Consider the following 20,917-nt stretch of genomic DNA (forward strand, 5'->3'; position numbering starts at 1 on the left):
CGGCTACTTGCCGCGGCCCACGAACTTCCACGCCGTCGGCAGCGCGCCCATCGCCAGCGCCGCCTTCAGCGCGTCGCCGAACAGGAACGGCGTGAGGCCCACCGCGACCGCCTGGTTCAGGGACATCCCGGTCGAGGCGGCCAGGTACGGGACGCCGACCGCGTAGATGATCGCGGAGCCCAGCACCATCGTGCCCGCCGTGCGCAGCACCGAGCGGTCGCCGCCCCGGCGGGCCAGCGCGCCCACCACGGTCGAGGCGAGCAGCATGCCCAGCACATAGCCGAAGGTCGCGCCGCCCGCGCCCGAGCTGCCATTCGCGAACCACGGCATCCCCGCCATGCCGATCAGCGCGTACAGACCGAGCGAGAGGAAGCCGCGGCGGGCGCCCAGCGAGGTGCCGACCAGCAGCGCCGCGAAGGTCTGGCCGGTGACCGGGACCGGGGAGCCCGGGACGGGTACGGCGATCTGGGCGGCCACACCGGTGAGCGCCGCGCCGCCGAGCACCAGGGCGATGTCCCGGGTGCGGGCGCCGGGCACCAGGTCGGCGAGGACCTGTCCGGTGCGGGGTGCGGCAGGGGCAGTGGCAGTGGTCGTGGCCATCGTGGGACTCCGCGGGATCGGGGACGGGCAGCGGGATACGTGCTGGGTACACGGTGACGTTAGCCGAGGGATTCTCACTGGATCACCAGCAGTGAGCCACAAAGGGGCCGTTGAAGGGTTCGTGGGGATCGCACAAAGGGCGGAGGTCTTCCGTCCGTCCGCGTGACACTGATCACTGCGACGATGGAGAGAAGGTCCCGTTTTGCGGTCCGGGGGCGCGCTCGGGGAGACTGTGGACTCCCCATAAACGATCAGCGAGTGATCCGAGAGTTACGAGCGCCATGCACGACGGCAAGACCACCGCCGGGGCCACCGCCGCCGACACCACCTCGGGCCAGGCCGAGCCCCTGTCCCATGGGCTGAAGCAGCGTCATCTCACCATGCTCGGTCTGGGCGGGGTGATCGGCGCCGGGCTCTTCGTGGGGTCGGGTGCGGGCATCGCGGTCGCGGGGCCGGGGATCGTCCTCTCGTATCTGATCGCGGGCGCCATCGCGATGCTGGTGATGCGGATGCTCGGCGAGATGTCGTCGGCGATGCCCGCGTCGGGGTCGTTCTCGGTGCACGCCGAGCGGGCGCTGGGGCGGTGGGCCGGGTTCAGTGTCGGCTGGCTGTACTGGTTCCTGCTGGTCGTGGTCCTCGCGGTGGAGGCCACCGGCGCGGCGCAGATCGCGAACGGCTGGCTGCCGGGGATGCCGCAGTGGGCCTGGGTCCTGGTCTTCATGGTGGTGTTCACCGGCGCCAACCTGGCGGCCGTGAAGAACTTCGGCGAGTTCGAGTTCTGGTTCGCCACCCTGAAGGTCGGCGCGATCGTGCTGTTCCTGGTGCTCGGCCTGCTGGCGGTCTTCGGCGTGCTGCCGGACACCGAGCCCGTCGGGTTCGCCAATCTGACCGGTCAGGGCGGCTTCCTGCCCAACGGCTGGGACGGCGTGGTCTCCGGCGTCCTCGCCGTGATCTTCGCCTTCGGCGGTCTTGAGGTCGTCACCATCGCCGCCGCCGAGTCGGCCGACCCGGTGCGCGCGGTCGGCCGCGCGGTGCGCAGCGCGGTGTGGCGCATCCTCTTCTTCTACGTGGGCTCGATGCTGGTCATCGTCACCCTGCTGCCGTGGACCTCGATGCGGCCGGGCCACAGCCCGTATGTGGCCGTGCTCGACTCGATCGGGGTGAGCGGGGCCGGGCAGATCATGAACGTGGTGGTGTTCGTGGCGCTGCTGTCGGCGCTGAACGCCAACCTGTACGGCTCCTCCCGGATGATCTTCTCGCTGGCCGAGCGCGGCGAGGCGCCCAAGGGGCTGCTGAAGGTGTCGGGCGGCGGGGTGCCCCGGCGCGCGGTGCTCGCGTCGGTGGCGTTCGGGTTCATCTCCGTACTGCTCAATCTGAAGTGGCCCGACTCCGTCTTCCTCTACATGCTCAACGCGGTGGGCGCGGTGCTGCTCTTCGTGTGGGCCCTGATCGCCGTCTCACAGCTGCGGCTGCGGCGCCGGATCGAGCGCGAGGCGCCCGAGAAGCTGACGCTGAAGATGTGGGCGTTCCCGTGGCTCACCTGGGCGGCGCTCGCCGCGATGGCGGCCGTCCTCGTCCTGATGCTCCTCGACGACACCGCCCGCCCGCAGCTGCTGTGGTCGACGGGCGCGACGGCGGCGGTGCTGGTGGTCGCGTGCGTACGGGAGTGGCGGGCGCGACGGGTCGCCGCGTGACGCGGCTGCGGCCTGAACCGGTAGCGCCGAGGCCGGAACCCGTTGTTACGGGTGGGTTTGGCGTGACCCACGAGTATGGAAGTGTTCATTCCGTGTGCAACATGTGCGTAAATATTCACGCTGTGTGAGTCGAGTGTCCGGATAGCGGTCGGGTGTTCCCTCTGAGCGGTGCCAGCAACAGACTGTGGCTCCTCTCTCCCCGTCTCGGCTACTGAACAGGGCCTGCCCATGTCCCGGACAAACGCGCCCGCGGCGACCGACGCGACGCCGAAGGTCGACTCCCCACTCACCCACGGACTCAAGCAGCGCCATCTCTCGATGATCGCCCTCGGCGGCGTCATCGGCGCCGGGCTCTTCGTCGGCTCCGGCGCCGGCATCGCCGCGGCCGGACCCTCGATCGTGCTCGCCTACGGCATATCCGGCGCGCTCGTCATGCTCGTGATGCGCATGCTGGGCGAGATGTCGGCGGCCAACCCCGCCTCGGGCTCCTTCTCCGTCCACGCCGAGCGGGCGATCGGCCCCTGGGCCGGGTTCACCGCCGGCTGGGCGTTCTGGGTGCTGCTGTGTGTGGCGGTCGGCCTGGAGGGCATCGGCGCCGCGAAGATCGTGACCGGCTGGCTGCCCGGGACGCCCGAGTGGGCCTGGGTCGCGCTCTTCATGCTGGTGTTCACGGCCACCAACCTCGCGGCGGTGAAGAACTTCGGCGAGTTCGAGTTCTGGTTCGCGGCGCTCAAGGTCGCCGCCATCACCCTCTTCCTCGTCCTCGGTCTGCTCGCCATCCTCGGCGTCCTGCCGGACACGCCCGCCCCCGGCACCTCCAACCTGACCGGCGAGGGCGGCTTCATGCCCAACGGCTCCGAGGGCCTGGTGCTCGGACTGCTCGCCTCCGTCTTCGCGTACGGCGGTCTGGAGACGGTCACCATCGCGGCCGCCGAGTCCGAGCACCCGGTGCAGGGCGTCGCCCGCGCGGTCCGTACGGCGATGTGGCGCATCGCCGTCTTCTACATCGGCTCGATGGCGGTCATCGTCACGCTGGTGCCGTGGAACGACAAGGCCGTCGTCGCGAAGGGCCCGTACGTGGCCGCCCTCGACCACCTGGGCATCTCCGGCGCCGGGCAGATCATGAACGTGGTCGTCCTGGTCGCCCTGCTCTCCGCGATGAACGCCAACATCTACGGCGCGTCCCGGATGTCGTACTCCCTGGTCGCCCGGGGCCAGGGCCCCAAGGCGCTCGGCCGGACCTTCGGCGGCGTGCCGCGCGTGGGAGTGCTGTGCTCCTCGGTCTTCGGCTTCGGCTGCGTGCTGCTGAGCTACTGGCGGCCGGACGACGTCTTCCCGTGGCTGCTGAACATGATCGGCGCGGTCATCCTGGTCGTCTGGATCTTCATCGCCGTCTCCCAGCTGCTGCTGCGCCGGCGCACCGAGGCGGAGTCGCCGGAGAAGCTGGTGGTGCGGATGTGGCTGTACCCGGGGCTGACCTGGGTGGCGCTGGTCGCGATGGCGGGCATCTTCGTGCTGATGGCCCGTCAGTCCGACACGCGTGACCAGCTGATGGCGACGGGGGCGCTGACGGTGGTCCTGGCGGTCATCGGGTACGTCCGCCAGCGCCGCGCGGAGGCCCGGCCCGCGGTCTGATCCCGCTCCGCTTTCTCTTGAAGCCCTGCGTCCCGAGGTCCTAGACCTCGGGACGCAGGGCTTTTTGCTGAGGTCACCCTTGGCTGCGGACGCCCATTGCTGCTGGTAGCGTGCACTTGCGAATCAGTTGCAACAAGCAGTCGGAGGGGCTTCGGACATGGCCATTTACACGCTTCCTGAACTTCCGTACGACTACGCCGCGCTCGAACCCGTCATCAGCCCGGAGATCATCGAGCTGCACCACGACAAGCACCACGCGGCGTATGTGAAGGGCGCGAACGACACCCTGGAGCAGCTCGCTCAGGCCCGCGACAAGGACGCCTGGGGGGCGGTCAACGGCCTGGAGAAGAGCCTCGCGTTCCATCTCTCCGGCCACATCCTGCACTCGATCTACTGGCACAACATGACCGGCGACGGTGGTGGCGAGCCGCTGGAGAAGGACGGCGTCGGCGAGCTGGCGGACGCGATCGCCGAATCCTTCGGCTCCTTCGCCAAGTTCAAGGCGCAGCTGACCAAGGCGTCGGCGACGACGCAGGGTTCGGGGTGGGGGGTCCTCGCGTACGAGCCGGTCAGCGGGCGGCTGATCGTGGAGCAGATCTACGACCACCAGGGCAATGTCGGCCAGGGGTCGACGCCGATTCTGGTCTTCGACGCGTGGGAGCACGCGTTTTATCTTCAGTACCGGAACCAGAAGGTGGACTTCATCGAGGCGATGTGGCGGGTGGTGAACTGGCAGGACGTGGCCGCGCGTTACGCCGCCGCTAAGGCTTCGGGGAGCTTGCTGCTGGCCCCGTAGGCCCCGGCTCCCCCCTTGTCGTCCTGCTCGTGATCGTCTTCTCAACCTTCGCGTGCGGGCGGATATACGAATGGCCCCCTGCGAGGACGTGACTCGTGGGGGGCCATTCGCGTGGAGCGGTTCGTTCGGCTGCGGATCGTGGTGGGCTGGTCGCGCAGTTCCCCGCGCCCCTAGTAAAGGCCCTCCGGGCCCCCCTTTTTTCGTCTGCGGACCGTGCTGGGTTGCTCGCGCCCACGCGGCGGAGCCGCAAATCGACACAGCCCCGCGCCCCTTAGATGGGCCCTTCGGGCCCTCCTGTAGGGGCGCGGGGAACTGCGCGAGCAGCCCCCACCGGGCCGCAGACGAAGCGCCGCGGCGGAGTGGTCAGTCGAAGATCGGGCCCGACGTCCGCGTCCTCTTGATTTCGTAGAAGCCCGGGGTCGAGGCGACCAGTAGCGTTCCGTCCCACAGGCGGGCCGCTGCTTCGCCCTTGGGGGCGGGGGTGACGACCGGGCCGAAGAAGGCGATCTGGTCGCCGTCCGCGCCGGGGACCGCGATGACCGGGGTGCCCACGTCCTGGCCGACCTTGTCTATGCCCTCCTTGTGGGAGGCGCGCAGCTGGGCGTCGAACTCGAAGGTGTCGGGGTCGGCGTCCGCGTAGTCGGCGAGCTCGGCCGGGAGGCCGGCCTCTTCGAGGGCGGCGACCAGGACCTCGCGGCCGGAGCCGAGCGCCTGGTTGTGGAAGCGGGTGCCCAGGGCCGTGTACAGCTTGCCGAGGACCTCGGAGCCGTACTTCTCCTGCGCGGCGATCACGACGCGCACCGGGCCCCACGCCTTGGTCGTCAGGAACTCGCGGTAGTTCTCGGGCAGCTCGTCCAGCTTGTTCTCGTTGAGGACGGCGAGGCTCATCACATGCCAGCGGACCTCGACGTCACGGACCTTCTCGACCTCCAGCATCCAGCGGGACGTCATCCAGGCCCACGGACAGAGCGGGTCGAACCAGAAGTCGACGGGGGTCTTCCCGGTCTGGGGCGCGGTCTCGGACATGTCACTCCTCGTGCGGGGATGCTGGAAAGGGACGGGCGGGTTCCGGCGGCGTACGCCGGAGCCTGTCCCAGTGGGTCGCAACGTCGCGGGGCGCCCGGCGCATTCCCACGTGTCCCGACGTGGAGGGACGTGGCAGGATCGTCGTGTTCGAACGAGACACGAAGGAGTGCCCGTGCCCGGTGAGAATCTGTCCCGCGACGAGGCCCGCGAGCGGGCCGAGCTGTTGTCCGTCGACGGGTACGACGTCGCCCTCGACCTGCGGTCCGCGGTCGGGGACGCCCCGGACGGGCCGAGGACCTTCCGCTCGGTGACGACGATCCGGTTCCGCTGCGCGCGGCCCGGTGCCCAGTCGTTCGCGGACCTGGTCGCGCCGTCGGTGAACTCCGTCACCCTCAACGGCAAGCCGCTGGAGCCCGCCGCCGTCTTCGACGGCACCCGGATCGCGCTGGCGGATCTGGCCGCCGAGAACGTGCTGGTCGTGGACGCGAACTGCGCGTACAGCCGGACCGGCGAAGGCATGCACCGCTTCGTCGACCCGGAGGACGGCGAGGTCTACCTCTACACCCAGTACGAGCCGGCCGACTCCCGGCGGGTGTTCGCGAACTTCGAGCAGCCCGACCTGAAGGGGCGCTTCCGCTTCGAGGCGCAGGCGCCCGAGGGCTGGACGGTGTGGTCCAACGGCGAGGGCGTCCGGGGCGAGGACGGGGTCTGGCGGTTCGCTGAGACCGAGCCGATCTCGACGTACATCACCTGTGTCGTGGCCGGTCCGTACCACTATGTGACGGATACGTACACGCGCGCCTTCGACGACGGGACCACGCTGGAGATCCCGCTCGGCGCCATGTGCCGCAAGGGTCTTGCCCGGCACTTCGACGCCGACGACGTGTTCCTCGTCACCAAGCAGGGCTTCGACTTCTTCCACGACCAGTTCGACTTCCCGTACCCGTTCGGCAAGTACGACCAGGCCTTCGTGCCGGAGTACAACCTCGGGGCGATGGAGAACCCGGGTCTGGTGACCTTCCGCGAGGAGTTCATCTTCCGCGGCAAGGTGACCCAGGCCGCCTACGAGCGGCGCGCCAACGTCATCCTGCACGAGATGGCGCACATGTGGTTCGGCGACCTGGTGACCATGCAGTGGTGGGACGACCTGTGGCTGAAGGAGTCGTTCGCCGACTTCATGGGCAGCTTCTCGCAGGTCGAGGCGACCCGGTTCACCAACGGCTGGATCACCTTCGCCAACGGCCGCAAGTCCTGGGCGTACCGCGCCGACCAGCTGCCCTCCACGCACCCGGTCACGGCCGACATCCGTGACCTGGAGGACGCAAAGCTCAACTTCGACGGCATCACCTACGCCAAGGGCGCCTCCGTCCTCAAGCAGCTGGTGGCGTACGTGGGCCGGGACGCGTTCCTGGAGGGCGCCCGCCGCTACTTCAAGCGCCACGCGTACGGGAACACCCGCCTGGGCGATCTGCTCTCGGTCCTCGAAGAGGTCTCCGGCCGCGACATGGCGACCTGGTCGCAGTCCTGGCTCCAGACCGCCGGGGTCAACTCCCTCACCCCCGTGGTCACTTACGACGCCGGTGACCGCGTCACCGAGCTCGCCGTGGTCCAGGAGGCCGCCGAGGGCTACCCGACGCTGCGCCCGCACCGCGTCGCCGTGGGCCTGTACCGCTCCGAGGCGGGCGCGCTCGTACGGTACGCGCGCGCCGAGGTCGACGTGGAGGGGCCGCGCACGGTGGTCGCGGAGCTGGCCGGGGCCGAGCGGCCCGAGCTGATCCTCGTCAACGACGACGACCTCACGTACTGCAAGATCCGCTTCGACGCCGACTCGCTCGCCACGCTGCGCGCCAGCCTCGGTGACATCACCGACCCGCTGGCCCGCGCCCTGTGCTGGTCCGCGCTGTGGAACCTGACGCGGGACGCGCTGATGCCCGCCCGGGACTTCATCGAGCTGGTGCTCGCCCACTCCGGGCGCGAGAGCGACATCGGCGTGCTCCAGATGCTGCACTCCTGGGCCCGCTCGGCGCAGACGCACTACGCGGCGCCCGAGTGGCGCGAGCAGGGCGGGCGGCTGCTCGCCGAGGGTGCGCTGCGCGAGCTGCGGATCGCCGACCCGGGCAGCGAGTCCCAGCTGGCCTGGGCCCGGTTCTTCGCCGCCACGGCGACCGACGGCGCCCACTTCCAGCTGCTCGACGGGCTGCTCGCGGGCACGGCCAAGATCGACGGGCTCGACGTGGACCAGGAGCTGCGCTGGACGTTCCTGGAGCCGCTGGCCGCCGACGGCCGCGCCGACGAGCAGGCGATCGCCGCCGAGCTCGCCCGCGACGACACCGCGTCCGGCAAGCGCCACCAGGTCCGGTGCCTGGCGGCCCGGCCGTCCGAGGCGGTCAAGGCGCAGGCGTGGGCGCAGGTCGTGGAGTCGGACGCGCTCTCGAACGCGCTGGTGGAGGCCACCATCTCCGGCTTCGGCCAGCCCTCGCAGCGCCCGCTGACCGCTCCGTACGCGGCGAAGTACTTCGAGGTGATCGAGCGGGTCTGGGCCGAGCGCTCCATCCAGATCGGCATGGACATCGTCAAGGGCCTCTTCCCGGGCCTTCAGGACAACCGCTCGACTCTCGATGCCACGGACGAATGGCTCGCGAGCCACCAGGACGCGGCCCCGGCGCTGCGCCGCCTGGTCGTCGAGGCCCGTGACGACCTGGCCCGCACCCTGCGCGGCCAGGAGTGCGACGCGGCGGCCGCCGCGCTCTGACACCGGTGAGGGGGCCCGGCGACGGGCCCCCTGATCGGCACTCGAACGCCCGTACTTTAGGACGGGGTTGTCCGGAATTGTCGACGGGCTTGTAACAGCGGTTAAGGGGCGGTCCGGGCGCGGGAAACCCCGGTGCATGAACCACAACACCCCGACCTTCGGCGGCGAGACCCCCTCCCCGCTCTCCCCCCGCCCCCTCAGCCACCTCACCGACGTCCAGCGCCGGGTGCTCTCCTCGACCCAGCTGCGGGCGCACGGCGTCTCGGCCTCCCGCGCCGCCGCGCAGTGCCGCCCGGGCGGCCCCTGGCAGCAACTGCTGCCCGGCGTCTATGTGCTGCACCCGGGACCGCCGACCAGCGACGAGCGGCTGCACGCCGCCCTGCTGTACGCGGGCCGCCCGGCCGAGCGCGCCCGGTCCGTCCCGGCCCAGGGCAAGGCCCACACGGCGCCCCCCGACGCGATCGTCACCGGGCTCGCGGCACTGACCCTGCACGGGTTCTCCTCCGCTCCCCCGCTGATCTCGCTCGACCGGATCGACATCCTGGTCCCGCGCACCCGGCGGCTGCGCTCGACCGGCTGCGTCCGGCTGGTGCGGGCCCATGTGATGCCGCTCGCCGAGCCCGTCACCGGGGTGCCGGTGGCGCCCGTGCCGAGGGCCCTGGCCGACGCGGTCGCCCAGCTGACCGACGCCCACGCGGTCCGCCGGCTGCTGACCGAGGCGGTGCGCGACGGACACTGCGAACCGGCCGCTCTCGTACGCGAGTTGACCCAGGCACGGCTGCTGACCCGGGCGCACGTGGTGGACGCCGTGGACTCGCTGCTGGCCGAGGGGCGCTCCATCGCCGAGGCCCGGCTCTACGAGATGGTGCGCGGCCACGGACTGCCGGACCCGCTGTGGAACGTGGATCTGCGGCTGCCGGGCGGCCCCCACATCGGGGGCGTGGACGCCTACTGGCCGGACCAGGCGGTGGCGGTGGAGCTGGACACCCGGGCGCCGCGCCACGACCGGGGCCAGGACGACACGCTGTGGTGCGAGTACACCCAGAAGCGCGAGACGCTGGAACGGCTCGGCATCACGGTCGTCCACATCACGCCCCGCAAGCTGCGCGAGGCGATGGAGCAGCAGGCGACCGTGGTGCGCACCGCCCTGATGGCGTCGGCGGACCGCGAGCCGGCCGCGTACGTGGTGGTGCTCCCCCGCTGAACAGGGGAGCACCAGCAGGTCACTTGACGGCCTTGGCCGCCGGTGAGGTGCCGCAGAACTCGGCGACCACGACCGCCTTGGGGTCGCCCGACCAGTCGCCGTTGAAGTTGAACGCCAGGGAATGGCGCCCGTCCTTCGTCGTGAGCGCCACCGACGTCGAGCCGTGGATCCCGCCGTCGTGGCCCCAGACCTCGGTGCCGCAGGGCAGCTTGTCCGCCATGAGCCCCAGACCGTAGCCCGCGTCGGGGCTCAGCCGGACGGTGGTGGTCATCTCCTTCAGCTGGCGCTGCGGCAGCAGCTCGCCGGTGAGCAGGGCGCGGTAGAAGCGGTCGAGGTCACCCGAGTCGGAGATCACCTCGCCGGCCGAGCTCGCGATGGACGGGTTGAGCTCGGTGACGTCGTAGGTGGGCCCGGTCGCCTCCTGGGACAGCTTCGAGTACGCACGGCCGCTGGGCCGCGGCATCCGGGCGTCGGTCCCCGGCAGGGTGGTGGAACGCAGGTGCAGCGGGCGCAGGATCCGGTGGTCGATCTCGCTCGCGTACGAGTGGCCGGTCGCCTTCTGGATCACCATTCCGGCCAGGACGAAGTTGGTGTTGGAGTAGTTCCAGGAGGTGCCCGGCGCGAAGTCGGGCTTGTGCGCCATGGCGATGGCGACCAACTGCCCGGGCGTGTAGGTGTCGTAGCGGTTCTTGAGGAAGTCCGGCCCGAAGACCTTGGCCTGGAACGCCTTGTCCGCGGTGTAGTTGTAGATGCCGCTGGTGTGGTTGAGCAGCTGGCGCAAAGTGATCTTCGTGCCGTCGTGGCCGTTGCCCGCCACGACGCCGGGCAGCCAGTGGTCGACGGTGTCGTCGAGGCTCAGCCTGCCCTCGGCCTCCAGCTGGAGCATGACCGTGGCCACGAAGGTCTTGGTGATCGAGCCGACCCGGAACCGGTCCGGGGCCCGGCGCTCGCGGCCGGTGGTGAGGTCGGCGACGCCCGCGTCGCCGCTCCAGATACGGCCGTTTCGCTGCGCGACGCCGACGACCCCGGGGACGCCGTCGTGCACGGCCGCGTCCATCGCCCGCTGGGTCGCCGTGTGCGAAGAGGCGCCCGCCTCCTGTGCGGAGGCGGGCGCCATGAAGACGGTCGTGGATACCCCCGTCGCCACCACCGCCCCCAGTACGACCGTCCTGACCAGGCGCCCCGTACGTACCGACATGTGCGTCTCCCTCCACCTGGGCGCCGTGCTCGGCGCCGTCGGTGGACAGGACCGCGCATCGCCGGGCGGGAGTTGCCCGTGACGTGGACGGTTGAGCGGGTTTCAGCCGATGGCGGTGATCAGTTCGGCGGGTTGGCGGGCGAGTACCCCGGCGCCGACCAGCGCAGCGGACTCGCGCCGTCCGACTGCACCACGTGCTCGACGGTGAAGCCCGTGATCCGCTCCCCCGCCGTGTACTCGGTGCGGGCCGTACCGGAGAGCTGGAGCGTGGTGCCGTGCGTCCAGTCGACGAACAGCAGCCCGGCCCGCGGGTCGGCCTCCAGGTTGCCCAGCGTCATGAACATGTTGTTGCCCGGGAAGTCGCGCCACTCCAGCCGGCCGGGCGAGGCGACCCGCACGAAGCCGGGATTGCCGCCCCGGTGGCTGGCGTCCACGCCGTCGGGTGCGACGGTGGCGATGAAGAAGGTGTCGGCGGTGCGGATGAACTCCTGCTGTGCGTCGGTGAGTCGGCCGCCGCGCAGCACCTCACCCGGCTGGTTGTGGTCGTACGCCTCGATCTCGCGGTGCTGGAGGTACTTCGGGCAGTTGGAGAAGACCTGCTCGGCCACGACGGCGAAGCCGCGCGGGGTCGGGCGGGCCGTGCCGTTGAGCCGCATCCGGCGCCGGGTGCGCGGGTCGAGGGCGATCGTGCCGACCGGGACGTCCTCGCCCGCGAGCGCGCCGGCGAGCGGGTCGCCCTCGCGCGGGCCGCCCGCGACCGCGATCTGATGCGGCCCGGTGGCCCGGGCGAACCCGGGGTCCCCGGTGAGCAGCGAGGCCCACATCCGCCCGGCCGGGTCCGCCGCCCCGAGCACCAGCATCGGCTGGACCTCCAGGAAGGCGGCCGCGACCGGGCGGATGCCGGGGCCGATGGAGCGGCCGACGTGGTCGGCGAGCTCGCGGACGCCGAGGCGGTCCTGGACGGCGCGTGCCCCGGGGTGGAATGCGGTCTGTGTCGTCACGGCGTACGCACCTTCATCGGTCGGGCCGGTGCTTCCAGCGGTTGATCCAGTGGGCGATCGGGCGGGTGATCCAGCGGGCGGTCTAGAAGAAGCCGCAGGTGGGGGCGGCCGCCACGGGTGCGTCGGCGCCCTCGCCCGCGGTGGGCGCGGCGATCTCCAGACGGATGCCGTCGGGGTCGCGGAAGAAGATGCCCCCGGAGGCCGAGCCCTCGCCGTGGGCGACGACGCCCTCGTAGACGAACTCCACACCGGCCGCGACCAGTCCGCTCTCGTACGCCTTGACCTCGTCGAGGGTGTCGACGCGGAAGGCGAGGTGGTGCAGCCCGGCGCGGTCCGGGGCGCAGGCGCCCTCGGCCTGCTGCCAGAGCGTGAGCGTCAGCTGCCCCTCCCGGCCGAGCAGCGCGTAGCGGCGGCCCTCCTCCTTGCCCTCGTGCAGCAGCTCGAAGGCGAGGAGATCGCGGTAGAAGCCGAGCGAGCGGTCGAGGTCGGTCACATTGAGGCCGATGTGGGCGGTGCGGAACGTGCTGGTCGCCGTCATGGCGGTCCCTCCCGAGCGGGGTTCGTGCGAGGCCGTTCGAGGTCGTCTAACCTCTGAAATGAAGATTAGAGGTTAGATGCGCAGTGCGCAACCGGTCACGTAACCTTTAGTGGTTAGTGGCGGGCGGAACCGCACAGCCCGCCCCGCCCCGTCCGCCGTACGAGAGGAGCCGGACATGTCCGCGCCCGACCCGCGTCCGCTCACCGGAGAGCCCGTCTCCCTCGACCTGCTGAACACCCGCTGGATGCGCGAGGGCGTCCGTCAGGACCTGCTCTCGGGCACCGAGGGGCTCGCCGTCTGGCTCGCCGCCAACGGCCTGGACGGGCGGTTCGCCGCCGACGAGGCGACGCTCGGGCCGCTGCTGCGGGCCCGGGAGGCGCTGGAGCGGGCCGTGGCGGCCCCGGGCGACCCGGCGGCGGCCGCGCTCGTCGACGAGATCCTGGAACACGGCCGCATTCGCGCCACACTCACCGTCGAAGGCCCCGGCGAGCGCGCGGAGTTCGCCGATCCGGCCTGGGGGCCCGCCTGGACGGCCGCGCGCGACTACCTCGATCTGCTGCGGACCGCGCCGGACCGCATCCGCTCCTGCGCGCACGACGCGTGCATCCTGCGTTTCTTCGACACCTCGCGCAACGGCACCCGCCGCTGGTGCTCGATGGCCGCGTGCGGCAACCGGGCGAAGGCGTCGCGTCACTACGCCCGCAGCCGAGAGAGCTGATTCGCCCTACTTGAGACCGTCTCGCGCCCGATGGCGCATGGCGGGATTCCGCCATGTCCGATTCCGGCAACGGTCAACTCTCCACAAAGACCTGTCATATACGAAATGCTCAGCGGTCATCCGGCACCGTATTCCGGACCCTTTCTGACCATTAGGGATGCTGATGACCTCCGAATCGCCGCGCGCCATACCCGGCGCGAGACGTACGGCCCAGATAGCCGCCGCGACGGGCCTGGTGGCCGCGCTCGTCGCCACGGGCGCCGCGCCCGTCTTCGCCTCGGGCCACAGCGGCCCGACGACCGGCCCCGCGCAGTCCACCCCCGCCAAGTCCCCGGCGGACAAGCTCGGCGCGGCCGGGCAGCAGCGGCTCGCCGAGGCCGAGGCCAAGGGCGAGAAGACCGTCACCGTCATGGTGGCGACCGCCCCCGGCGCCACCGGCGCCGTCACCCACCAGCTCGGCTCGGTCTCCGGCGCCACCGTCGGCAAGACCGACGACAAGCTCGGTTACGTACGGGCCACCCTGCCCACCGGCAGCGCGCAGTCCGCCCTGAAGGCGGCCGCGAAGCTGTCCTCCGTCCACGGGATCGACCTCAAGCAGGAGATCCAGCTGGACGACCCGACCCCGGCGGGCGACAACCCCAAGGGCGCCAAGTCCCTGCGCAGCGCCTCCGCGCAGCCCGCGCCGGGCAAGAACACCCCCGCGAAGAACCCGTACAACCCGAACTTCGAGACGGGCGCGGTCGACTTCGTCAAGCAGCACCCCAAGGCGGACGGCCGGGGCATCACCATCGGCGTCCTGGACTCGGGCGTGGACCTGGGCCACCCGGCGCTGCAGAAGACCACCACCGGCGAGCGCAAGATCGTCGACTGGGTCACCGCGACCGACCCGGTGGCCGACAACGACGGCACCTGGCGCCGGATGAACACCGCGGTCTCCGGGCCGACGTTCACCTACGCGGGCCGCACCTGGAAGGCGCCGGCCGGTTCGTACGACATCAGCGTGTTCTCGGAGGCGGCCACCAAGGGCGGCGACGCCAAGGGCGACCTGAACCGCAACGGCACCACCACCGACACCTGGGGCGTGCTCTACGACCCGGTCGCCGGCACCGTGCGCGTGGACCTCAACAACAACGGCGACTTCACCGACGACGAGCCGATGAAGCCGTACAAGGACGGGTACCAGGTCGGCTACTTCGGTACCGACAACCCGGCGACCGACGTCTCCGAGCGGATCCCGTTCACCGTCGAGATCCGCAAGAACGTCAAGTACGACGCGGCCGGGCACACCTCCGACTACGTCAACATCGGCGTCATCGAGTCCGAGCACGGCACCCATGTCGCGGGCATCACCGCGGCCAACGGGCTGTTCGGCGGCAAGATGAGCGGCGCCGCCCCCGGTGCCCAGATCGTCTCCTCGCGGGCCTGCAACTGGTCCGGCGGCTGCACCAACATCGCGCTGACCGAGGGCATGATCGACCTGGTCACCAACCGCCACGTCGACATCGTCAACATGTCGATCGGCGGCCTGCCGGCGCTCAACGACGGCAACAACGCGCGCGCCGAGCTCTACAAGCGCCTGATCGACACCTACGGTGTCCAGCTGGTCATCTCGGCCGGCAACGAGGGCCCCGGTGTGAACACGATCGGCGACCCGGGCCTGGCGGACCACGTCATCTCGGTCGGCGCCACCATCTCCCAGCAGACCTGGGCGTCCAACTACGGCTCGGCCGTGTCGAAGAAGTACGACATGATGCCGTTCTCCTCGCGCGGCCCGCGTGAGGACGGCGGCTTCACGCCGACCCTGTCGGCGCCCGGTGCCGCGATCAACACCACCCAGACCTGGCTGCCGGGCTCCCCGGTCAGGGAGGCGGGCTACTCGCTGCCGGCCGGCTACTCGATGCTCCAGGGCACCTCGATGGCCTCGCCGCAGGCGACGGGTGCGGCGGCCCTGCTGCTCTCGGCCGCCAAGCAGCAGCACATCGACCTGGCCCCGGCCGATCTGCGCACCGCGCTGACCTCGACGGCCAAGCACATCAAGGGTGTTCAGACCTACGCCGAGGGCGCGGGCCTGATCGACATCGTCGACGCCTGGGGCATGATCAAGGACGGCGCCAAGGACTCCGGCGGCCTCGCCCACGAGTACACCGTCAAGGCGCCGGTGAAGACCTCGCTGGACTTCGCCCTGAAGACCCCGGGCTTCGGCACCGGCATCTACGACCGCGAGGGCGGCCTCAAGGTCGGCGAGAAGCGGACGTACGACGTCACGATCACCCGCACCACGGGCCCGGACAAGGCCGTCAAGCACAAGCTGTCGTTCAAGAACGACGACGGCACCTTCAAGGTCCTCGGCTCGCGCGAGGTCGCGCTGCCGCTGGCGACGCCGGTCACCGTCAAGGTGCAGGCGCAGCCGAAGTCGGCGGGCGTGCACAGCGCCATCCTGGAGGTCGACGACAAGGCCACCAAGGGCGTCGACCAGCAGATCCTCGCCACGGTGATCGTCTCCAAGCCGCTGGCGAAGCCGTCGTACGCGTTCACCGACTCCTCCTCGGTGCAGCGCAACAGCACCAAGTCGTACTTCGTGACCGTCCCGGCGGGCGCCAAGTCCCTTGAGATCGGCATGGGCGCGCTGCGCTCGGGCAGCCAGACCCGGTTCATCGCGATCAACCCGTACGGGGTGCCGGTCGAGGACACCGGGACGCCCAACTGCTACCCGAACTACGACAACCCGGCCAACACCTGCCGCCCGGACCTGCGTTCGTACGCGAACCCGCAGGCCGGTGTCTGGGAGATCGAGGTCGAGTCGCGCCGTACGTCGCCGTACCTCGACAACCCGTACAAGCTGGATGTCGCGCTGCTCGGCGCCGAGTTCGCCCCGGCCCCCCAGACGCTGCCCGAGGCGAAGATCGGCACCGCGGCGCCGGTCAGCTGGAAGGTCACCAACGGCTTCGGCACCCTCGACGGCCGCCTCCAGGGCGGTTCGCTGGGCTCCGCGAAGGTCGCCAAGCCGACCATCAAGCAGGGTGACGTCCAGAGCACCACGCTGACCGTCGGCGAGGGCGTGGAGCGCCTCGACGTGGCCATCGGCGGTACCTCGGACACCGCGGCCGACCTGGACCTCGCGGTCCTCAAGGACGGCGTGCAGGTCGCGACCTCGGCGGGCGGCACCTCCGAGGAGTCCGTCAGCCTCCTCAAGCCGGCCGCCGGCACGTACACCATCCAGGTCATGGGCTACTCGGTCCCGGCCGGGTCGACGACGTACAACTACCGCGATGTGTACTTCGCGCCGTCGCTCGGCACCGTGAAGGTCGACGGCACCACGCCGGTCAAGCTCGCCAACGGCGCCTCGGCGACGGTCGGCGCGCAGGTGCTGGTGGGCGGGGCGGCCCCCGAGGGCCGTCAGTTCTTCGGTGAGGTCAAGCTCGTCAACGCGCGCGGCACCGCCGCGGGCACCGGCAGCGTCGTGATCGAGAAGGTCACACCGTAACCGGCTGAGTGACGTGTGAGGGCCCGGCGTTCGGTGAACGCCGGGCCCTTTCGCGTACTCCTTCGGTGGTCCGGGGAGCTCAGTTCTTCAGGGAGCTCAGGTCCTCGGCGTAGGTGCCGACCGCGTGCGCGATCACGTCGATGTTGAGGTCGAAGTACTTGCGGTCGATGTTCTTCAGGGTGTCCCCGGCCGCGTGGTAGTTCGGGTCGAACGCCTCACCGGCCGTGCCGCCCCACTTCGCCGCCTGCTCGGGCGTCTTGATCTCCTCGGCGCCGGTGTAGGTGCCGCCGGCCGGGATGCCGACCTCGATGAACGGGCCGTAGTCGGAGCGGCCGTCGAAGTCGTAGCCCTCGTGCGGGACATGGCGCTTGTCGAGGTAGCCGTTGATCAGGCCCTCGATCTGCGCCGAGCCCGCCGGGCCCGGGCCCGCGCCCTTCTTGTCGGAGTCGTCGCCGTCGTAGACGAGCTGGGCGGCGTTGGGCGAGGCGATCATGTCGAAGTTGAGGTACAGCTTGATCTGCCGCTTCTGCGCCTCGGTGAGCGACTTGACGTAGTGGTCGGAGCCGAGCAGGCCCAGCTCCTCCCCGGACCACCAGGCGAACCGCACCTTGTTGGCGGTGGGCTTGGGGTGCTTCTTGGTCTGCTTGGTCTCCTTGGCGAGTTTGAGGGCGACTTCGAGGAGTCCCGCCGAGCCGGAGCCGTTGTCGTTGATGCCGGGGCCCACGGGGACCGAGTCGAGGTGGCTGCCGAGCGCGACGACGTTGTCCGGGTCGCCGCCCTTGGTCTCGGCGATCACGTTGCGCGTCGGGTGGGCGACCGCCTCGGTGGCGACGTCCAGGGTGACGGTGACGTCGCCCTTGGCCACCTGCGCGGCCAGCGCCTCGCCGTCGGCCAGCGAGATGCCGGTGGCGGGGATGTGCGCGTTGCCGGGCTCGCCGACCGAGCCGTGGACGGGCTCGGTGCCGGAGTGGTTGTAGAGGATGATCCCGACGGCGCCCGCCTGGGCCGCGACGGCCTCCTTCTGCTGGAAGGTGCAGCTGCCCCGCTTGACCAGGGCGATCTTGCCGGTGAAGGTGTCCGACTTGTAGTCGTCGAGCTCGCAGCCGGGGGTGGCGTCCACGCGGGCGGCCTTGACCTGGGCGGTCAGACCACCGGCCGGGCTCGCCTTGCTGAACTTGAACGCGGCGCTCTTCAGCTCGCGGGGCTGCGGCGAGACGACCGTCAGCTTCTCGCGCAGCGCCTTGGACTCGTAGATGTCGAAGTCCTGGTACGAGACGTCGTACCCGGCCTTCTTCAGCTGCCCGTACACATACGCGGCCGACGCGTCGTAGCCCGGCGTGCCGGCGGCGCGGTTGCCGCCGTTGGCGTCGGCGATCTTCTGGAACTGCTCCAGGTGGCGCAACGCGCTCTCCCCCGACGCCTGCGCTACCAGCTTGCGCGCCAGCCGGTCGGCCCGGCGGTGCGGATCGGGATGACCATGGGAGTGGGCGACGGCCGGGGCCGCGGCCGCCAGGAGTACGGGGGCGGCCGCCAGGACCGCTATGGCCCGGCTGCGACGGGATGCGCGCACGGAAGATCCTCCGGAATGCGGGGGGTGATGACCGGTAATCGATCGGTACGGCAGGACCGTAACCAGCGAATCGTCCGTCGCAGGGCATTTCGGGGCGGATGCAACAGACCTGCCATGAGCTCGTCACAAGTGGGCAGCCATCCCAGAGCCCGGACAATGGATTGGACAAGTCGGCCGTGGGCCGACGCATCATGGAGGCGCCCGGGCCGTACATACGTGCACACAAAGGAGTCCCATCGTGAGGGTCGGAATCGTCGGAGCCACCGGACAGGTCGGCGGAGTCATGCGCAAGATCCTCGTCGAGCGGAAGTTTCCGATCGACGAGCTTCGCCTGTTCGCCTCCGCGCGGTCGGCGGGCACGGTGCTCGACGGGGTGACGGTCGAGGACGCCGCCACCGCCGACTTCTCCGGCCTCGACATCGTGCTGTTCTCGGCCGGCGGCGCGACCTCGCGCGCGCTCGCCGAGAAGGTCGCGGGCCAGGGCGCGGTCGTCATCGACAACTCCTCGGCGTGGCGCGGCCACCCCGAGGTGCCGCTGGTGGTCTCCGAGGTGAACCCGGACGCGATCCGCAACCGCCCCAAGGGCATCATCGCCAACCCGAACTGCACGACGATGGCCGCGATGCCGGTGCTGCGTCCGCTGCACGACGAGGCCGGGCTCACCGCGATGGTCGCCACCACCTACCAGGCCGTCTCCGGCTCGGGCCTGGCGGGCGTGGCCGAGCTGCACACCCAGGCGTGCAAGGTGGCCGAGGCGGCGGACCAGCTGACCTTCGACGGGGACGCCGTCGAGTTCCCCGAGCCGGGCGTCTACAAGCGCCCGATCGCCTTCAACGTGCTGCCGCTCGCGGGCTCGATCGTGGACGACGGCTCGTTCGAGACGGACGAGGAGCAGAAGCTCCGCAACGAGTCCCGCAAGATCCTCGGCATCCCGGGGCTCAAGGTCTCCGGCACGTGCGTCCGGGTGCCGGTCTTCTCCGGCCACTCGCTCCAGGTGAACGCGCGCTTCGAGCGCCCGATCAGTGTCGAGCGCGCGTACGAGCTGCTTGCGGCGGCTCCGGGCGTCGAGCTCTCGGAGATCCCGACGCCGCTGCAGGCCGCGGGCAAGGACGCGTCGTACGTGGGCCGGATCCGGCTCGACGAGACGGTCGAGCACGGCCTGGCCCTGTTCCTGTCCAACGACAACCTCCGCAAGGGGGCTGCGCTGAACGCGGTGCAGATCGCTGAGCTGGTGGCGACGGAACTGTCGTAACCCGGCGTGCCCCCACCCCGGGGGCTCCGCCCCCGGACCCCTTCGCGGGGCCTGCGGCCCCTGCACCCCGCTTTCGTCTGCGGCCGGTGGGGGCTGGTCGCGCAGTTCCCCGCGCCCCTTAGATGGGCCCTTCGGGCCCTCCTTCAGGGGCGCGGGGCTGTGTCGATTTGCGGCTCCGCCGCGTGGGCGCGAGCAACCCAGCACGGTCCGCAGACGAAGAACCAGGCCGCCCGCCCAGGGCTTTCGGGAAGGGGCGGGGTGGGGGAAGTCACCCCCGGGGCGACCTCATCGTCACCAGTAGCGCCGCGCCCGCGAGCCCCGCGCCTACCGCCAGTACCCCCGTCTCCCCCGTCCCGTTCACCACCGCGCCACCGACCGCCGCACCCAGCGCTATCGCCGCGTTGAAGACGCCCACCAGCAACGAAGAGGCCGCCTCCGGGGAGCGGGGGGCCGCTGCCTGGAGCCAGGTCTGGGTGGTGACCGAGACGCCGCCGTAGGCCAGGCCCCACACCGCCAGCAGGGCGATGGACAGCCCGGCCGAGCCCCGCGCGAGCGCCAGCAGTGCCAGGACCGTCGCCAGCAGCCCCGAGATGACCGGCAGGGCCCGGCGCGCGGGCGTGGCGCCCGCGAGGAAGTTGCCCGCGACGCCCGCGACCCCGTACAGCAGCAGAAGGCCGCTCACCGCGTCCGGGGAGATGCCGTCGACGCGCTCCAGGACGGGGCGCACATAGGTGTACGCGGCGAAGTGGCCCGTCACCAGGAGCAGCACCAGCGCCAGACCCACCCGTACCGGCCGCAGCCGAAGGAGCGCGCGCAGCTGCGCGGGGCGCACCGCGCGCTCGGCGGGCAGCGGCGGCAGCAGGACGGCGAGCAGCGCGGCCACCGCCAGCGCGAGCAGGCCGACCGCCGCGAACCCCCAGCGCCAGCCCGCCAGTCCACCGATCAGCGCGCCCGCCGGGACCCCGACGACCGACGCCACCGCGATGCCGCTGAAGACGACCGCCGTCGCCCGGCCCACCGCCTCGGCGCGTACGAGCCGGTGCGCCAGGCCCGCCGCGAGCGCCCACACCCCGCCGATGCACACCCCGACGACCAGACGCGCGCCGAGCAGTACGCCGAAGCCCGGCGCCAGGGCCGAGACCAGGTCGGCGGCGGCGAGCAGCAGCACCAGGGCCACCAGGAGCGTGCGGCGGTCGGCGCGGCCCGCGAGCGCGGGCAGCAGCGGCGCGGTGAGCGCCGCCACCACGCCCGGCAGGGTGACCGCGAGCCCGGCCGTCCCCTCGCTCACCCCGAGCGCGTCCCCGAGCGGGCTGAGCAGGCCGACGGGCAGCATCTCGGTGGTGACGACGCCGAAGGTCGTGGCGGCGACCACGAGCACGGCGGCCCGGCTTCGCGCGGGGCTCAAGGGGGCGCCGCCCACGGCGGCTTCGGTGATCGTGTCCATGCCCC

At 71.1% G+C, this 20,917-nt stretch carries 15 protein-coding genes; 8 read left to right on the top strand and 7 right to left on the bottom strand.

Features of this window, described 5'->3' with window-relative positions; translation table 11 throughout:
* Positions 1–3 precede the first annotated feature (3 nt).
* A complete protein-coding gene (locus ACGFRG_RS12260) occupies positions 4–600 on the bottom strand; it encodes a biotin transporter BioY (protein WP_393263404.1) in 597 nt (198 codons plus the stop codon).
* Between the two features lie 281 nt (positions 601–881).
* Here ACGFRG_RS12260 and ACGFRG_RS12265 point away from each other — a divergent pair, with 281 nt between their 5' ends.
* From ACGFRG_RS12265 to ACGFRG_RS12275, 3 genes are all read left to right on the top strand, one after another.
* On the top strand, positions 882–2,294 hold the full coding sequence (locus ACGFRG_RS12265; RefSeq protein WP_361431864.1) for an amino acid permease: 1,413 nt from the start codon (positions 882–884) through the stop codon (positions 2,292–2,294).
* Between the two features lie 228 nt (positions 2,295–2,522).
* Positions 2,523–3,929, top strand: a complete 1,407-nt coding sequence (locus ACGFRG_RS12270; protein WP_393263406.1) for an amino acid permease — start codon at positions 2,523–2,525, stop codon at positions 3,927–3,929.
* A gap of 157 nt (positions 3,930–4,086) precedes the next feature.
* Positions 4,087–4,725 carry a superoxide dismutase gene (locus ACGFRG_RS12275; protein ID WP_361431859.1) on the top strand — a complete coding sequence of 213 codons (639 nt, stop codon included), beginning with the start codon at positions 4,087–4,089 and terminating at the stop codon, positions 4,723–4,725.
* Between the two features lie 363 nt (positions 4,726–5,088).
* Here ACGFRG_RS12275 and ACGFRG_RS12280 read toward each other — a convergent pair whose 3' ends face one another.
* Complete coding sequence (locus ACGFRG_RS12280; RefSeq protein WP_361431856.1) at positions 5,089–5,751, bottom strand: DsbA family protein; 663 nt, start codon at positions 5,749–5,751, stop codon at positions 5,089–5,091.
* Between the two features lie 172 nt (positions 5,752–5,923).
* Between ACGFRG_RS12280 and pepN the strand changes: the two genes are divergently transcribed.
* Positions 5,924–8,503: an aminopeptidase N gene (pepN, locus tag ACGFRG_RS12285; protein WP_393263409.1), complete on the top strand. Its 2,580-nt coding sequence runs from the start codon at positions 5,924–5,926 to the stop codon at positions 8,501–8,503.
* A gap of 136 nt (positions 8,504–8,639) precedes the next feature.
* A complete protein-coding gene (locus ACGFRG_RS12290) occupies positions 8,640–9,707 on the top strand; it encodes a hypothetical protein (RefSeq protein ID WP_361431850.1) in 1,068 nt (355 codons plus the stop codon).
* 19 nt (positions 9,708–9,726) lie between these two features.
* Here the strand turns inward: ACGFRG_RS12290 and ACGFRG_RS12295 are convergent, their stop codons facing one another.
* The 3 genes from ACGFRG_RS12295 to ACGFRG_RS12305 form a co-directional block, all read right to left on the bottom strand.
* On the bottom strand, positions 9,727–10,905 hold the full coding sequence (locus ACGFRG_RS12295) for a serine hydrolase domain-containing protein (RefSeq protein WP_393263411.1): 1,179 nt from the start codon (positions 10,903–10,905) through the stop codon (positions 9,727–9,729).
* Between the two features lie 119 nt (positions 10,906–11,024).
* Positions 11,025–11,906 (bottom strand): pyridoxamine 5'-phosphate oxidase family protein, encoded by an 882-nt coding sequence (locus tag ACGFRG_RS12300; RefSeq protein ID WP_361431847.1) that lies wholly within the window; start codon positions 11,904–11,906, stop codon positions 11,025–11,027.
* 82 nt (positions 11,907–11,988) lie between these two features.
* A complete protein-coding gene (locus ACGFRG_RS12305) occupies positions 11,989–12,444 on the bottom strand; it encodes a VOC family protein (RefSeq protein WP_393263413.1) in 456 nt (151 codons plus the stop codon).
* Between the two features lie 175 nt (positions 12,445–12,619).
* Between ACGFRG_RS12305 and ACGFRG_RS12310 the strand changes: the two genes are divergently transcribed.
* Positions 12,620–13,162, top strand: a complete 543-nt coding sequence (locus tag ACGFRG_RS12310; protein ID WP_393263415.1) for a CGNR zinc finger domain-containing protein — start codon at positions 12,620–12,622, stop codon at positions 13,160–13,162.
* A 157-nt stretch (positions 13,163–13,319) separates the two neighbouring features.
* Positions 13,320–16,646, top strand: a complete 3,327-nt coding sequence (locus tag ACGFRG_RS12315; RefSeq protein ID WP_361431838.1) for a S8 family serine peptidase — start codon at positions 13,320–13,322, stop codon at positions 16,644–16,646.
* Positions 16,647–16,725: 79 nt separating this feature from the next.
* Here ACGFRG_RS12315 and ACGFRG_RS12320 read toward each other — a convergent pair whose 3' ends face one another.
* Positions 16,726–18,216 (bottom strand): M28 family peptidase, encoded by a 1,491-nt coding sequence (locus tag ACGFRG_RS12320; protein WP_393263417.1) that lies wholly within the window; start codon positions 18,214–18,216, stop codon positions 16,726–16,728.
* Positions 18,217–18,454: 238 nt separating this feature from the next.
* On the opposite strand from ACGFRG_RS12320, the gene ACGFRG_RS12325 reads away from it, so the two are divergent.
* Complete coding sequence (locus ACGFRG_RS12325; RefSeq protein WP_361431832.1) at positions 18,455–19,468, top strand: aspartate-semialdehyde dehydrogenase; 1,014 nt, start codon at positions 18,455–18,457, stop codon at positions 19,466–19,468.
* Positions 19,469–19,736: 268 nt separating this feature from the next.
* On the opposite strand, the gene ACGFRG_RS12330 is transcribed toward ACGFRG_RS12325, so the two are convergent.
* Entirely contained in the window at positions 19,737–20,912 is a 1,176-nt protein-coding gene (locus ACGFRG_RS12330) for an MFS transporter (RefSeq protein WP_393263419.1), read from the bottom strand.
* Positions 20,913–20,917 lie beyond the last annotated feature (5 nt).

Source organism: Streptomyces sp. NPDC048696, from assembly GCF_043198895.1.
GTDB lineage: Bacteria > Actinomycetota > Actinomycetes > Streptomycetales > Streptomycetaceae > Streptomyces.